The organism is Pseudomonas sp. B14-6 (assembly GCF_013260315.1).
In the GTDB taxonomy this organism is placed as follows: domain Bacteria; phylum Pseudomonadota; class Gammaproteobacteria; order Pseudomonadales; family Pseudomonadaceae; genus Aquipseudomonas; species Aquipseudomonas mandelii.
Window position 1 is genome coordinate 2,684,948 of sequence record NZ_CP053929.1, and the last position, 14,471, is coordinate 2,699,418.

Below are 14,471 nucleotides of genomic sequence, written 5' to 3' on the forward strand. Positions count from 1 at the left end.
CGCGTCAGCGGCGAGAGGTCTGCAACCTCACCAGAGTGGGAGCGAGCCTGCTCGCGAAGGGGCCAGTCAGAGCAATCCATCACTCTCGGGCAACTCATACTCTGCCGCAACCTTCCCAGCCCTCCCCGGCTTGCTCAGGGTCGGCTCCTTCTCCAGGCACTCCACCAGATAATCAATAAGCACCCGCAATTTCGGCGGCAAATAGCGCGTCGGCGAATGCAGCAACCAGGCGCCGCCATGGTAGGACGCGAGGAAGGTCCAGTCCGGCAGCACCTGCACAATCAACCCTTGCTCCAGCGCATAACGCGCCGTGAAATACGGCAGACTGCCAATCCCGATGTGCTGCAACACCGCCCCCAGCCGCACGCCTGTGTGATTCGCCGCATACCGACCGCGCACACCGACCGTCACAGCCTTGCTGCCTTTCTTGAATTTCCAGCGCGCATCGCTCGGGGTTTCACCCAGGTAGATACAGCTGTGGTTGAGCAAGTCGTGGGGATGCGTCGGCGTGCCATGTTCGGCGAGGTATTGCGGTGTAGCGCAGAGCAAATGGTCGATGGTGAGCAATTGCCGCCCGACCAACCCTGCGGGCGGTCGATCGGTAATCCGAATCGCCAGATCAACGTTGTCGTCGATCAGATCCACCTGCCTATCCTCAAGCAACAACTCCACATCCACTTTGGGATAACGGCGCAGAAATTCCGGCATATGCGGGTGAATCACAAATCGACCGACCGCCTTGGGCACGCTGACCCGAACCAGCCCTTCCGCTTCATGGGTGAACTGCCCGCTGATTTCCATCACGGACTTGGCCGCACTGACCATTTCCTGGCAACGCTTGAACACCTCTTCGCCACCGTCGCTCAAGCGCAGCTTGCGCGTGGTTCGCTGCAGCAGACGCGTGGCCAACGCTTTTTCCAGACGCGAAATACTGCGACTCACCGCCGAGGGTGAAGAACCCATCTGACGAGCCGCTTCGGAAAAGCTGCCGGTCTCGACAACCTTGACGAAAATCGCCATTTCACCCAGTAACGGCAGTGGAAGATTTATGCTCACAGCGCAACAGTCCTTTGATGTTTGAACGGATTATCACGCAATTCCACGATTCATATAATAAAAAGAGAAACTTTAATGAGGACATGGAATATGACGCTTCGCCTCTTTTTCCATAGTGATGACCTCAAGGCCAATGTGGAAGTCCTGGATTGCACGCCCCAGGAAAACGAGTTTGCGGTGGTGCTGCGCGCCACGTTGTTTCACCCCCAGGGTGGCGGCCAGCCTTTCGATACCGGCTGGATCGGCGAAAGCCAGGTGCTGCGCGTGGTCCAGGACCCGGACCGAATCATTCATTTTGTCGACCGGCCAATAAAACCCGGCATGACTCAGATCAGGATTGACGAGCAACGCCGCCGGTTCAATTCGCGCATGCATTCGGCCGGCCACCTGATCGGCCATTTTGTCCAGGCACTGGGCTGGATGCCGGTCAAGGCTCATCACTGGCCGGGCGAAGGACGCGTGCAATTCAAACCGTTGGAGTCGGCAAAAGAGATGGATGCCGAGATGATTCAGCACGGCATCGAGCAATGGGTCGCCCATGACCTGCCGCGCCTGACATCGATGCGCGAAGGCGCCCGGGAAATTGGTTTCGGTGAGCTGCCCGCCTACGGCTGCGGCGGCACCCATGTACGTAGCCTGAAGGATTTGGGCACGGTCACGATCGCTTCCCTTTCACTGAAAAAGGGAATGCTGTCAGTCCACTACAGCGTGGATTGAGCTTTCGGCGATGTCGTCCCCGGCATCGCCCGACGCCCGGGGGAGCCCGCATTCGCGGGTTCTGTTGACTATCTAATAGATGGACCTAAGACATGATGCTTGACGTCGAGCGTCTCGATGAGACGTGCATAAAAAAACTGGCCAATGAAGAAGTCCTCGCCATCCGCGTCAAAGGCCTGCTGCCCCAGCCGCTGGCGATTCAGATTGGCGACAAGATCCTCGCCCCGGGTTTCGAAGGCTATATCAATGCGCCGAGCATCGGTCGCATCGGCATGGCGTTTTATGAGGCGGAAAACCAGCCGCTGCTGATCGAAGATTATTTCGAGCATGCCTCGCGCAACATCGCGGAATTACGCAAACGTTGCGCGCCCTACTCGTCCCCGGTCGACACCTTGCGCTGCATGCTCGATGAGTCCTGGCCGGCGGGTGCGCACCTGGAAAATCTCTACGGCCGCAAGATGTATGTCGGCCTGTCCCGCGTGGTGAAACCAGGGGTGTGCTTCCTGGCCCATCACGACATTTTCGCCAAGGATGCCCCCGACAGTTACCAGGCCAGAAGCCTGGAAGCGCAGTTCGCCTGCAACGTTTACCTGAACATGCCCTCCGAGGGTGGCGCCTTGCAGATGTGGGACCACGATATTTCTCCGGATCAATTCGACGAGATGCGTGGCGACAGCTACGGCATCGACCCGGCCTTGCTCGGCACGCCGGCCCTGGAGATTCGTCCTGAGCCGGGTGATTTCATCATGTTCAATTCGCGCTGCATGCACTCGGTAACACCCGGCGTGGCGGATCCGCGATTGAGCCTTTCGTTCTTTGTCGGCTATCGCGGCAATGCTTCACCCCTTACTTTCTGGAGTTGAAATGCTTTCGAATTACCTGGGCGAGTTCCTTGCGCTGGCGACTATTCACTTTCTGGCTGTGGTCGCACCTGGACCGGACTTCGCTGTCACCATCCGTCAAAGTGTGCGTTTCGGCCGGTTGGTCGGGATCTGCACGGCCCTGGGCATCGGTGCGGGGATTTCCGTGCACGTGCTCTACACCCTGCTCGGGGTCGGCGCGTTGATGCATACGACGCCCTGGTTACTGACGGTGGCCAAGGTGGTGGGCGGCGTTTACATTTTGTACCTCGGTGTCAGCCTGCTACGCAGTAAACCCAAATCCGCGCTTGAGGGGGACAAAGTCGCCAACGAGCCCGTCGTCGAACAAACACTGTTGAAGGCGTTCACCACCGGCTTTTTGACCAACGCGACCAACCCCAAGGCAACGCTGTTTTTCCTGGCAATTTTCACCACGCTCATCAGCGCTACGACACCCTTGAAGATCCAGGCGCTGTATGGGGCCTGGATGTGTTTTGTGAACGCGCTGTGGTTCGTGATCGTCGCGCTGTTCTTTTCCAGCGCCCGGGTGCGATTGCTGTTCATGCGCATGGGGCATTGGTTCGAACGCACCATGGGGGTGATTCTGATCCTGTTCGCCGGGCGTTTGATTCTCTCGATGTAAGAGCGCCTCAAACGCAAAAGGCCCGCTCAGTCTGACTGACGGGCCTTTTTCGTTTCTGCGCCGCTTTTGCATTTCTGTGCGACAGATCCCACATCAGGGACTCCCGTAACACTCCGTTACAGTGTTAGCTTGGAACCGTTTCTGTCTCATCGATCAGAAACTTCTCACTCCACTGCCTGCAAAGGAATGCCAACAGCAATGAATTTCTCACTCAAGCACTTGGCTGCGTCAACCCTGATACTGGCCAGCCTTTCGTCGTTCACCCTGACAGCGCAGGCCAACATCACCCCGCAACAGAGTGCGGCGATCCTCAAGACGTTCAGTGACACCTCCGTAACGGATTTCAGGCAATTCCTGGGAGGCCTGGCCAAGAGCGACCTCGGCAAAACCGACAATCTCGGCCCCGCCATCAGCGCCTTCCTCGACAACAAGACCCTCACTCCAGACCAGCAGAACGAAATCCATCGCCTGCTTGGTCTCTACGCACGGGTGAAATACGGTGCCGCCGCCACCGAGACCCTGCGCGAGCTGGTGGCTATCCCGACCTTCCGCGTCGAGGGCGTTGATCAACACGACAATCCCGAATTCATCAAGATCGCCGACAAGATCAAGGGCCTCGCCCAGGCGTTCAACCTGAACTTCCGCAACATTGACAACCGCGTCTATGAAATATCCCTTGAGGGCAGCGGCGACGAAGTCGTGGGCATTCATGCGCATGCCGATGTGGTGCCCGTAACGCCGGAGAACTGGGTTCTGAAAGACGGCACCAAACTTGATCCGTTCAAGGTCACCCTGATCGGCGACCGCATGTATGGCCGGGGCACCGAAGATGACAAGAACGGTATCGTGGTAGCGCTTTATGCGATGAAGGTCATCAAGGAAGAGAAGCTGCCGCTGGCGCGCAATTTCAAGCTGCTGGTCGATACCACCGAAGAAACCACCGGCGACGCCATCCCTTATTACTTCGAACACAACCCGACACCCAACTACAACCTGGCGCTGGATGGCGGCTACCCGGTAGTGATTGCGGAGAAAGGCTACGGCACCGTGATGGCGAACTTTGCCAAACGCAAGGCTGAGGGCAAGGGCGCCGAGATCATCTCGATGACCGGCGGCATGGCCACCAACCAGATCCCGTCGACATCGGTCGTCACCCTTTTGAGTGAGAAGCCTGTCGAGTTGGCCGCCAGCCTGCAGAAGGCCGGCGCCGAATATGCCAAAAGCAATGGCGGCAACTTCGACGTCACCGCCAAAGTTGATGGCAAGGATGTCAAATTGACGGTCACCGGCGTTTCCGCCCACTCCTCCGAGCCCGAATCCGGCATCAACCCGGTGTCGAGAATGCTGGGTTTCATCAATAGCCTCGACGGCAAGGTTGCGCTCAAGCACAACCACATCACCGACGCCGCCCGCTACGCTGCCGACAACTGGGGGCTGGATTACCTGGGAGGCAAATTGGGGGTCGGTTTTTCCGATGCTTTCATGGGACCGTTGACCGCTTCGCTGACCTATGTCGGGATGGACGATAAAGCCTTCAAGCTCGCGGTCAACCTGCGAGTGCCGAAGGGCAAGTCGCCGGAAACGCTCAAGTCTGAAATCGCCGATAAGCTTGATGCCTGGAGCAAAAAGACCCACGTCGCGGTGGCCTTCGACTACTCGATCGCCGAGCCGATGTACCGCAACCCTGAAGGTGAATGGGTCAAGGCCTTGCTCGCCGTGGCCAGCGAAAACCTGGGCATGGAACACAAGTACGGCACCTCTGCGGGCGCCACTTCGGTCCATGAACTGCCCAATGGCGTGCAATTCGGCCTGGCCAGGCCCGAGGTCAAGTACACCGGCCACACCGACAACGAGTTCAAGACGGTCGACCAGTTCCTGCTGGACCTGCAGATCGTGACGGAAATGATGGGGCGGATCGGGCAGTTGCCGAAACTCTGATCGCCTTTTCGGACCCGCTGTTGTGGCGGGTCCGACGCGTTGATCATCTTGATGCCGGCACCGACAAAAAAGGACCGTCGGTCCTTTTTATAAATGACACACAAACAAAAACGCCGCTCATTGCTGAGCGGCGTTTTTGTTGAATATGGAGCGGGAAACGAGACTCGAACTCGCGACCCCGACCTTGGCAAGGTCGTGCTCTACCAACTGAGCTATTCCCGCAAATGGCGTCCCCTAGGGGACTCGAACCCCTGTTACCGCCGTGAAAGGGCGGTGTCCTAGGCCACTAGACGAAGGGGACACGCTAACTGAAACACATGGTGTGTATTTCAGTGCCCAAATCCGCATCCTAAGATGTCGGCTCTGGCTTCACTCAGCCCTGCCCGAAAGCAACGCTGCTTAAAATTGGAGCGGGAAACGAGACTCGAACTCGCGACCCCGACCTTGGCAAGGTCGTGCTCTACCAACTGAGCTATTCCCGCATATGGCGTCCCCTAGGGGACTCGAACCCCTGTTACCGCCGTGAAAGGGCGGTGTCCTAGGCCACTAGACGAAGGGGACACACGTACAACATTCACTCCCTACCGCGTTTCGCTCTGTGCTTTACGCTGTAAGTGGCGCGCATTCTATGGATGGATTGAGGGGTCGTCAACCCCCAGATATAAATTTATTTAAATCAATGACTTCGCCCCGCTTTCAGCCGGGATTCCGGCTTTTGCGCCTGCTGACCTTTGGCGGCTATATTCTGATAACCACCAAGACGTTATAGTCCGTCGCTGAAGATGATGGCAATCTGAACCACGATTGCCAGTATTTATATAAGTCGAACCCCGGCCGATATAAAGATAGCCACAACCGATTCAACTCGTCGAGCGGTCCTATGCGCCCAAATGCCAAGCCACTACACTCGATCGCGAACCCTATAAAGAGGTCTTACCGGTGACACCACTCATGATCACCCTGCTAGTCGTAGCCGGGATCGCACTATTGATCGCCATTGGCTACATGAACCATGTGGTGGAAAACAACAAGCTGGAAAAGGCCCGTACCAAGGTTGAACTCAACGACCGCCTGCGTCGCTGCGGCGAAATCACCGAGACCTTCCCCGGTCAGCTGATGACACCTGGCCTCAAGCTGCTGCTGACCCGCCTGGAACTCAATGTCTGCAAGCGTTTGCTCAACCTGGAAAAAACCAGTTCCAACCTCAAGGCCCGGATTACCGAACTCGAAGCCCTGGTCGCGCAAGGCGAATCGATCCCGGTCAACAACCCGCCGGCACCGATCCAGACCGAGGCCAAGGCCAAGGACGTGCGTTTCCTGCTCGAAGCCCTGCACGGCCAAATCACCCGCGCCGCACAGGATGGCTTCCTGCCGACCAACGAAGCCAAGCGCTGGATCCGCGAAGTGCGCCACATTCTGGTCCTGCTGCACATCGAGTTCTTCAATAACCTGGGCCAGCAATGCCTGCAACAAAACCAGCCAGGCCAGGCCCGCCTCGCCTTCGAGCGCGGTGTGCAATACCTGCGTAAACAGCAGGAACCACAGATCTACGCCGAACAGCTCGAATACCTGGAAAAACTCCTGGCGCGGGCCAACGCCATGGTGATGGACAACATCGCGGCCGTTGAAAGCGAGACCAACCAGTTGAACGCCGGCCTCAAAGAAGTTGAAGCGGATGCGGACTGGAAGAAAAAAGTGATCTACGACTGATCGGAAGAATCAAGGAAGCCACCGCGAGGTGGCTTTTTTTTGGACTGGGTTTGGCGGGTGAGTACTGCCGGTCAAGATGGATTGGCGGCGAGGCCGTCATCGCTGGCAGGCCAGCTCCTACAGGGTTAGGTGTTCACCTGCAACTCATTGGTCGGCTGTCAGGCCGCCTTCGCGGGCAAGCCTCGCTCCTACAAGGGGGTCGCTGTACACGCTTCGCTCTTCACCACTCATCAGGCCGAGCGTTAGCTCGCCTGCAGCTTGGCCGTCATCGCTGGCAAGCCAGTTCCTACAGGGTTAGGTGTTCACCTGCAAGTCATTGGTCGGCTGTCAGGCTGCCTTCGCGGGCAAGCCTCGCTCCTACAAGAGTTCGGCGTACAGCTTTTGATTTTCACCACTCATCAGGCCGAGCGTTAGCTCGCCTGCAGCTTGGCCGTCATCGCTGGCAAGCCAGTCCCCACAGGGTTAGGTGTCCACCTGCAAGTCATTGGTCGGCTGTCAGGCCGCCTTCGCGGGCAAGCCTCGCTCCTACAAGGGGTTCGCTGTACACGCTTCGCTCTTCACCACTCATCAGGCCGAGCGTTAGCTCGCCTGCAGCTCTTGATCTTGATCTACCCGCCCCTTTCGGAGGCTGAGTGGAGGTGTTCATCCGGGGAGTGGCGCGCAGCGCCGTTCGACGCAGTCGAACACGCTGCATGTAGGTCGTCGCGAAGCAGACCGGAGGGCAGTGTCCCCGGATGGATACCGGAGCGAAGGAACGCCGAGCCTTAGCGAGGGGCCGGACGCTTGGGGCGAGACTTTTTGGTTCCTTTTGGCTGGGCCGGCACTCCGGGCGTTTGACAAAAGGGACTCGCCGTAAGGGCGAAACCATAAGTGGCCGTTACCGCAGGAATGGATATACACCCGGTCAACAGCAGCATGGTCGGCTATCAGGCCGCCATCGCGAGCAGGCTCACTCCCACATTAGATCTGTGCACATACGCAGGGAGACAAATCAGAGCCGGAAGTGTCCGACCATCCCCTTCAACTCAACCCCCAACTGCGCCAATTCAATGCTCGACGCCGCATTCCCCCGCATCGCCAACGAAGACTGATCCGCACTCGCACGAATACTCGTCACACTGCGATTAATCTCCTCTGCCACCGAACTCTGCTCCTCGGCGGCCGCCGCAATCTGCTGGTTCATCTGCTGAATCAACGACACCGCCGCCGCAATACTCCCCAGCGCACTCTCAGTCTGCAACGCGTCACTCACCGCCAGCTTCACCAGCTCACCACTGTTCTGAATCTGCTGCACCGACGACTGCGCCGCCGAACGCAAGGCGCTCACCAGACGCTCAATCTCCTCGGTCGATTGCTGAGTGCGCTTGGCCAACGCCCGAACCTCATCCGCCACAACCGCAAACCCCCTGCCCTGCTCGCCGGCCCGTGCTGCCTCGATCGCCGCATTGAGCGCCAACAGGTTGGTTTGCTCGGCGACACTCTTGATCACACTGAGCACCGTGCCGATGTTCTGGATTTCTGCACTCAGGCTTTCGATGCTCGAACTGGCCGACGTCGCCGAATCCGCCAGCTGCTCGATCCGCGCCATGCTTTGACGCACCACCTGCTGGCCACTTTCCACCTTACCGTCCGCCGTTTGCGCAGCCTGAGCGGCTTCCTCCGCGTTACGCGCCACATCGTGCACCGTCGCCGTCATCTGATTCATCGCCGTGGCGACCTGCTCGGTTTCTTCCTTCTGGCTGCTGACCTCCAGGTTGGTCTGCTCGGTCACCGCCGACAAGGATTGCGCCGAGCTCGCCAACTGCTCGATACCGGCCTGCAAACCGCTGACGATGGTGCTCAGCCCCGCCCCCATCTGTTGCATGGCCTGCATCAACTGGCCGATTTCGTCACGGCGCGTCACTTCAACTGTCGCACTCAAATCACCCGCGGCGATCTGCTGCGCAACACGAATCACACTGCGCAGCGGCGCCACGATCAATCGGGTAATGACCCACGCCGCGATCAATCCGACCAGCAACGCCAGGGCCGAGGAGCCGATGATCAGCATCGAGTTCTTTTTCAATTCGGCCTGCATCGACTGGTCTTCGGCGACATACGCCTGATCGACCCGCTCCACCACCTGCGCAGCACGCTGGTGCAGTTGCTCATAGACGGTTTTTTCCTGGGCTAACAGACCGGTGTATTCGGTCAGTTTCTCGCTGAAACTGGTGATGTGACCCGCCACTTCATTGAGGACAGTCTGATAGCCCTCATCCTTGACTGTGGTTTTCAACTGCTCGGCCTGAACCTGCGCCTGATCGGCCTGCTCGATCTTGCCCTGAGCTGCGCTGTCATCGCCCTTGCGGCTCTGATCCAGACGCACACGTGCTTCGTTCATGGCCTGCAGCATCAACCGCGACACCTGGCTGACCTGATTGGCTTGCTCGATGAACTGCCCACCGTCCTTGCCTTCGGACTCCTTCAAGGTATAGGCGCCATCGTCGGCAAGCCCGGCTTGCAGGACATCCAGATTATTGGCCACGCTGGACACCGACCAACTGGCCATTTCCAGGGCCAGGTCCTTGGCCTGACTCAGCGAGACGAATTCGTCGAAGGCCTTGCGATAAGCCGCCAGGGACTGCTCGACGTCATTCATCACTGGCACGTTGGCCGCTGAAGCAGCCTTGAGCTGCGTCGCCAAGGCGATCAGGCCATCAACCCCCTGGCGCAGGGCATCCGCAGTTTTCGGGTTGCCGTGCAAGGCGTATTCCTGCTCAAGCAGTCGCACCTTGAGCAAACCGCTGTTGAGCGACGACATCTGCTTGAGCCCGTCGAAGCGTTGACTGATGGTTTGCAGGGACCAAACGCCGATGGCTGCCACCAGGGCCGTCAACAGCAGCACCAAGACAAACCCGACACCCATTTTTTTTGCCATACCGAGGTTGGCAAAACGTCCTTGCACGGCCGAAATCATTGCACTTAGTCCCCTGACATAGTCTGTTGACGCAGATTCGCAATGGGCATGGGCCAGCACAAGTCTCTGGCGTCGGAATAATGGCAAAAAGCTACGTCCACGTCGTTTTCAGAACGCTTTAGGTCGATTCGCAGCGGTCGCCTGAAAAAAAGCCCGGGCACGAGAATCACAGGCATAAGCGACGTTGATGCGCTGCCAATCTTTCGCCTGGCCGTCAGGACTGAAGGCCGTGGCAGAAGACAGCAGCACACCGCAGCGCCGGGCCTGTTTGCGCACCTGAGCGTAGTCGGACATCCGCGATCGCGCCCAGATAAACAGGCCACCAGCCGGCTTGCCGAAAACTTCCCACTCGGCGTCTTCGAGCACTTGCAAGGCCGCCTCTCTGTCCGTATTCAAACGCTGGCGCTGACGCTGTACCAGTTTGCGGTACGCGCCGCTGGCCAACAGGCAAGTCAGCACCGATTCGCAGAACCTTGAGGCGCCCATGCTGCTGATCATCTTGACCTCGGCCAATCGCGATATGACCCCTTCGCTGGCCACGACAAAGCCGACCCGCAATGAACTGCTGAGGGTTTTAGAGTAACTGCCAACGTAGATCACGTTGTCATCCCCCCCCAATGCAGCGAGGCGCGTGCCGGGGCCATAGTGCAAATCCGCATAGACGTCATCTTCAATCACCAGCACGCCATGGGTCTTGGTCAATTGCAAAACCTGCTGTGCCATCGCAGGCGTCAGGCAACTGCCCGTCGGGTTGTGGTAGAAACTGTTGATGAATAGCGCGCGGGGCCGGTGCTTTAACAATAGTAATTGCAGTTGCTCCGTGTCGGGCCCGCGCGGGGTACGAGGCACCTCGATCATCGTCACGCCGTGCAGCCTGAGCAGGTCAAACAACAGTGGATACCCCGGACTTTCCACCACCACGCAATCTCCCGGCTTGAGCAAGGTGCGCACGATCAGGTCGAGCCCCTGACTGGCACCTGCGGTGGTCAGGATACGGTTTTCATCCACTTCGATACCGAGCCGTCCAAGGCGTTTGAGAATTTGCAGACGCAAGGCAGGCAGGCCTCGTGAAGTGCTGTAGTTGAACAACCCGGCCATGTCGGTACGGCTGACCTGACGAATCGCGTAGCTCAGGTCGTCAGTTTCGCGCCAGCTCTCCGGCAACCCGCCACAGCCCAGCTTAAGTTCGCCCGAGCAGCCGCCCTGTTTCAGTTCCGCCCCTTCGAACCAGAGGCAATCCTGTTGCCCCTGGGCGACCAGCGTTGGCGTGGCGACAATGAAACCGGCGCCATGACGCGGCGTCAGCACACCTTGAGTCACCAGCCGCTCACAGGCTTCGACGACGCTGGACTGACTGAGCAGATTGACCCGCGCGATGTGCCGCGCAGAAGGTAAACGCGTCCCTGGCTGCACCTCGCTCTGACGGAGCCAGACGGCCAACCCATCGACGATTTGCTGTACGACCGGCACCAATGCCTGTCGATCGATTCTCAATTCCATGAGCAAGCAAACTCCTGTCCATTTGCGGGGAGCAGTTAATCACAGGTGCGCAGGATCGGATGTGCGACAACGCCGCCAAAACCCTCGGTTCTAACCATTTGAAACACATTGTCCGCCGCCCTTCGCGACACCATGAAAAAGCCCGCACGTGTGCGGGCCTTTTCCTACGAGGCAGGTCTTGATGGGTCAGAACGCCGTGACTCCACCGTCCACTGCCAGCGAGTGACCGGTGGTGAACGCCGCGCCGTCGCTGCACAGATACAGCACGGCACTGGCGATTTCCTCGACCTTGCCGATGCGGCCGACCGGGTGCATGGCGTTGGCGAACTCGCCCTTCTTCGGGTCCGCTTCATAGGCGCGACGGAACATGTCGGTGTCGATCACCGCCGGGCATACCGCGTTTACGCGAATCTTTTTCTTGGCGTATTCGATCGCCGCCGACTTGGTCAGGCCGATCACCGCGTGTTTCGACGCCGCGTAAATGCTCATCTTCGGCGCCGCACCAAGGCCCGCCACCGAAGCGGTGTTGACGATCGCGCCGCCGCCCTGGGCCAGCAGCAACGGCAACTGGTACTTCATGCACAGCCAGACGCCTTTGACGTTGACGCCCATGATCGCGTCGAACTCATCAAGGGTGCCTTCAGCCAGTTTGCCTTTTTCGATCTCGATGCCGGCATTGTTGAAGGCGTAGTCCAGACGGCCGTAAGTATTCACCACTTCGTCCATCAGATTTTTTACATCGCTTTCCAGCGTGACGTTGCAACGCACGAAGGTCGCTTCGCCGCCCGCTGTACGAATCAGTGCCACAGTGCCTTCGCCCCCGGCCGTGTCCATGTCGGCCACCACCACTTTCAACCCTTCAGCGGCGAATGCCTGGGCGGTCGCGCGGCCAATACCGTTGGCAGCGCCGGTCACCACGGCGACCTGGCCGGAAAACGTCATGCTCATTGTTATGCCCTCAAAGAGAAGAATGCGGGGGATCGTGTGTTTCCAGTCTAGCCACAGGGGCATGGGACACGGCAGCACTATCAGAAGCCCGGTTGAGTGACCATGAGTGGCAGTGATAGAACTGCGGCACCGACTATCACTGCACTGGATCGACGTCCATTCGCCGCATCAGCCAAACTTGCGGCATCGATCATGAAGGTCTATCAACAAGGCTTCATTCATCTTGAGTGCCTGTCATGACTACCCAGACCAATCGCCAGTTCCTGCTCGCCAAACGTCCGGTGGGCGCGGCTACCCGCGAGACCTTTACCTATCAAGAAGTGCCAGTCGGTGAACCGGCTGCGGGTCAGATCCTGGTCAAAAACGAATACCTGTCCCTGGACCCGGCCATGCGTGGCTGGATGAACGAGGGCAAGTCCTACATTCCGCCGGTCGGTATCGGCGAAGTCATGCGCGCATTGGGTGTAGGCAAAGTCGTTGCCTCGAACAATCCTGGTTTTGCGGTCGGGGACTACGTCAACGGAGCCTTGGGCGTACAGGATTATTTCCTCGGCGAGCCACGAGGTTTCTACAAAGTCGATCCGAAACTGGCACCGCTGCCCCGTTACCTGTCCGCGCTGGGCATGACCGGGATGACCGCCTACTTCGCGTTGCTTGATGTCGGCGCACCGAAGGAAGGTGACACCGTGGTGCTCTCCGGCGCGGCCGGTGCGGTGGGCAGCATTGCCGGGCAGATCGCCAAGATCAAAGGCTGCCGCGTGATCGGCATCGCGGGCGGCGCGGACAAGTGCAAATTCCTGATCGACGAACTGGGGTTTGACGGCGTCATCGACTACAAGAACGAAGACGTGCATGCCGGCCTTAAGCGTGAATGTCCAAAAGGTGTCGACGTGTATTTCGATAACGTCGGCGGCGATATTCTCGACGCGGTGCTGGGTCGCCTGGCCATGAAAGCGCGCGTGGTGATTTGTGGCGCCATCAGCCAGTACAACAACAAGGAAGCGGTCAAGGGCCCGGCCAACTACCTGTCGTTGCTGGTCAACCGCGCGCGAATGGAAGGCTTCGTGGTGATGGACTACGCTGCTCAGTTCGCCGCCGCCGGGCAGGAAATGGCCGGCTGGATGGCCAAGGGGCAGCTCAAGAGCAAGGAAGACATTGTTGAAGGACTGGAGACCTTCCCGGAGACGCTGATGAAGTTGTTCATCGGCGAGAATTTCGGGAAGTTGGTGTTGAAGGTTTAACCCAACAGTTGATTCACCCCAAAACTAATGTGGGAGCGAGCCTGCTCACTCCCACATTTTTGATCTTCGGTGTTTGATCAGGCGATTTCGGCTACAACTTCGGCCAACGCCTTCGCTGGATCTGCCGCCTGGCTGATCGGACGGCCAATGACCAGGTAATCGGAACCGGCATCCAGCGCCTGACGCGGGGTCAGGATACGGCGCTGATCGTCCTGGGCGCTGCCCGCCGGGCGAATCCCTGGGGTCACCAGTTGCAGCGTCGGGTGCGCCGATTTCAGGGCACGGGCTTCCAGGGCCGAGCACACCAGACCGTCCATTCCGGCTTTTTCTGCCAGTGCCGCCAGACGCAGCACCTGTTCCTGCGGCTCGATGTCCAGGCCGATACCCGCCAGATCCTCACGTTCCATGCTGGTCAGCACGGTCACGCCGATCAACAGCGGTTTGGGGCCGGTACGCTGATCCAGCACTTCACGGCAGGCGGCCATCATGCGCAGACCGCCGGAGCAATGAACGTTGACCATCCACACGCCCATTTCCGCCGCGGCTTTAACCGCCATCGCGGTGGTGTTCGGGATGTCGTGGAACTTGAGGTCCAGGAACACTTCAAAGCCCTTGTCACGCAAGGTGCCGACGATTTCCGAGGCGCAGCTGGTGAACAGCTCCTTACCGACTTTGACCCGGCACAGTTTAGGGTCCAACTGGTCGGCCAGCTTCAGTGCGGCGTCACGGGTGGGGAAATCCAGGGCGACGATGATAGGAGTCTGGCAGACGGACATGTGCGGGCTCTCAGGCAGGACGAAATCGGCGCGCATTGTAGCGGAACCAGCGCCACTGCGGGACCCGATGATCGGTAAATCGTCCCGAAGACTCCAGCAAGACTAGTCCCTGCGCCGATTGTGTCG

The 14,471-nt window shown here is 58.8% G+C and carries 11 protein-coding genes, 4 tRNA genes and 1 pseudogene; 6 read left to right on the forward strand and 10 right to left on the reverse strand.

The window, feature by feature from the left end:
* Positions 1-66: 66 nt before the first annotated feature.
* Complete coding sequence (locus HP062_RS12210; RefSeq protein WP_010457027.1) at positions 67-1,056, reverse strand: LysR family transcriptional regulator; 990 nt, start codon at positions 1,054-1,056, stop codon at positions 67-69.
* A gap of 90 nt (positions 1,057-1,146) precedes the next feature.
* On the opposite strand from HP062_RS12210, the gene HP062_RS12215 reads away from it, so the two are divergent.
* The 4 genes from HP062_RS12215 (at position 1,147) to HP062_RS12230 (ending at position 5,214) form a co-directional block, all read left to right on the forward strand.
* Positions 1,147-1,773, forward strand: coding sequence for a hypothetical protein (locus HP062_RS12215; RefSeq protein WP_010457029.1), 627 nt, complete (start codon positions 1,147-1,149; stop codon positions 1,771-1,773).
* A gap of 92 nt (positions 1,774-1,865) precedes the next feature.
* Positions 1,866-2,636 carry a 2OG-Fe(II) oxygenase gene (locus tag HP062_RS12220; protein ID WP_010457032.1) on the forward strand — a complete coding sequence of 257 codons (771 nt, stop codon included), beginning with the start codon at positions 1,866-1,868 and terminating at the stop codon, positions 2,634-2,636.
* Between the two features lies 1 nt (position 2,637).
* Positions 2,638-3,276 carry a LysE family translocator gene (locus HP062_RS12225; RefSeq protein WP_077748608.1) on the forward strand — a complete coding sequence of 213 codons (639 nt, stop codon included), beginning with the start codon at positions 2,638-2,640 and terminating at the stop codon, positions 3,274-3,276.
* A gap of 198 nt (positions 3,277-3,474) precedes the next feature.
* Positions 3,475-5,214, forward strand: coding sequence for a dipeptidase (locus HP062_RS12230; protein WP_102593851.1), 1,740 nt, complete (start codon positions 3,475-3,477; stop codon positions 5,212-5,214).
* Positions 5,215-5,360: 146 nt separating this feature from the next.
* Here the strand turns inward: HP062_RS12230 and HP062_RS12235 are convergent.
* The 4 genes from HP062_RS12235 to HP062_RS12250 all read right to left on the reverse strand — a co-directional run bounded on the left by HP062_RS12235 (position 5,361) and on the right by HP062_RS12250 (position 5,775).
* Positions 5,361-5,436 (reverse strand) — tRNA-Gly (locus tag HP062_RS12235).
* A gap of 3 nt (positions 5,437-5,439) precedes the next feature.
* A tRNA-Glu gene (locus HP062_RS12240) sits at positions 5,440-5,515 on the reverse strand.
* Positions 5,516-5,620: 105 nt separating this feature from the next.
* A tRNA-Gly gene (locus HP062_RS12245) sits at positions 5,621-5,696 on the reverse strand.
* 3 nt (positions 5,697-5,699) lie between these two features.
* Positions 5,700-5,775, reverse strand: a tRNA-Glu gene (locus tag HP062_RS12250).
* A 378-nt stretch (positions 5,776-6,153) separates the two neighbouring features.
* Between HP062_RS12250 and HP062_RS12255 the strand changes: the two genes are divergently transcribed.
* Positions 6,154-6,924, forward strand: coding sequence for a hypothetical protein (locus tag HP062_RS12255; protein WP_172791456.1), 771 nt, complete (start codon positions 6,154-6,156; stop codon positions 6,922-6,924).
* Between the two features lie 991 nt (positions 6,925-7,915).
* Here the strand turns inward: HP062_RS12255 and HP062_RS31460 are convergent.
* The 4 genes and pseudogenes from HP062_RS31460 to HP062_RS12270 form a co-directional block, all read right to left on the reverse strand.
* Entirely contained in the window at positions 7,916-8,797 is an 882-nt protein-coding gene (locus tag HP062_RS31460) for a methyl-accepting chemotaxis protein (protein ID WP_370655173.1), read from the reverse strand.
* A gap of 27 nt (positions 8,798-8,824) precedes the next feature.
* Positions 8,825-9,880: pseudogene (locus HP062_RS31465) on the reverse strand (HAMP domain-containing protein); the annotation flags it as partial.
* Positions 9,881-9,988: 108 nt separating this feature from the next.
* The gene (locus HP062_RS12265; RefSeq protein WP_172791457.1) at positions 9,989-11,380 is read right to left on the reverse strand and encodes a PLP-dependent aminotransferase family protein; all 1,392 of its coding nucleotides are present in this window, start codon (positions 11,378-11,380) and stop codon (positions 9,989-9,991) included.
* A gap of 186 nt (positions 11,381-11,566) precedes the next feature.
* A complete protein-coding gene (locus tag HP062_RS12270) occupies positions 11,567-12,328 on the reverse strand; it encodes an SDR family oxidoreductase (protein WP_077749218.1) in 762 nt (253 codons plus the stop codon).
* Positions 12,329-12,564: 236 nt separating this feature from the next.
* Here HP062_RS12270 and HP062_RS12275 point away from each other — a divergent pair, with 236 nt between their 5' ends.
* The gene (locus tag HP062_RS12275) at positions 12,565-13,569 is read left to right on the forward strand and encodes an NADP-dependent oxidoreductase (RefSeq protein ID WP_172791458.1); all 1,005 of its coding nucleotides are present in this window, start codon (positions 12,565-12,567) and stop codon (positions 13,567-13,569) included.
* Between the two features lie 77 nt (positions 13,570-13,646).
* Here HP062_RS12275 and pyrF read toward each other — a convergent pair whose 3' ends face one another.
* On the reverse strand, positions 13,647-14,345 hold the full coding sequence (gene pyrF / locus HP062_RS12280) for an orotidine-5'-phosphate decarboxylase (RefSeq protein ID WP_167362277.1): 699 nt from the start codon (positions 14,343-14,345) through the stop codon (positions 13,647-13,649).
* Positions 14,346-14,471: the final 126 nt, after the last annotated feature.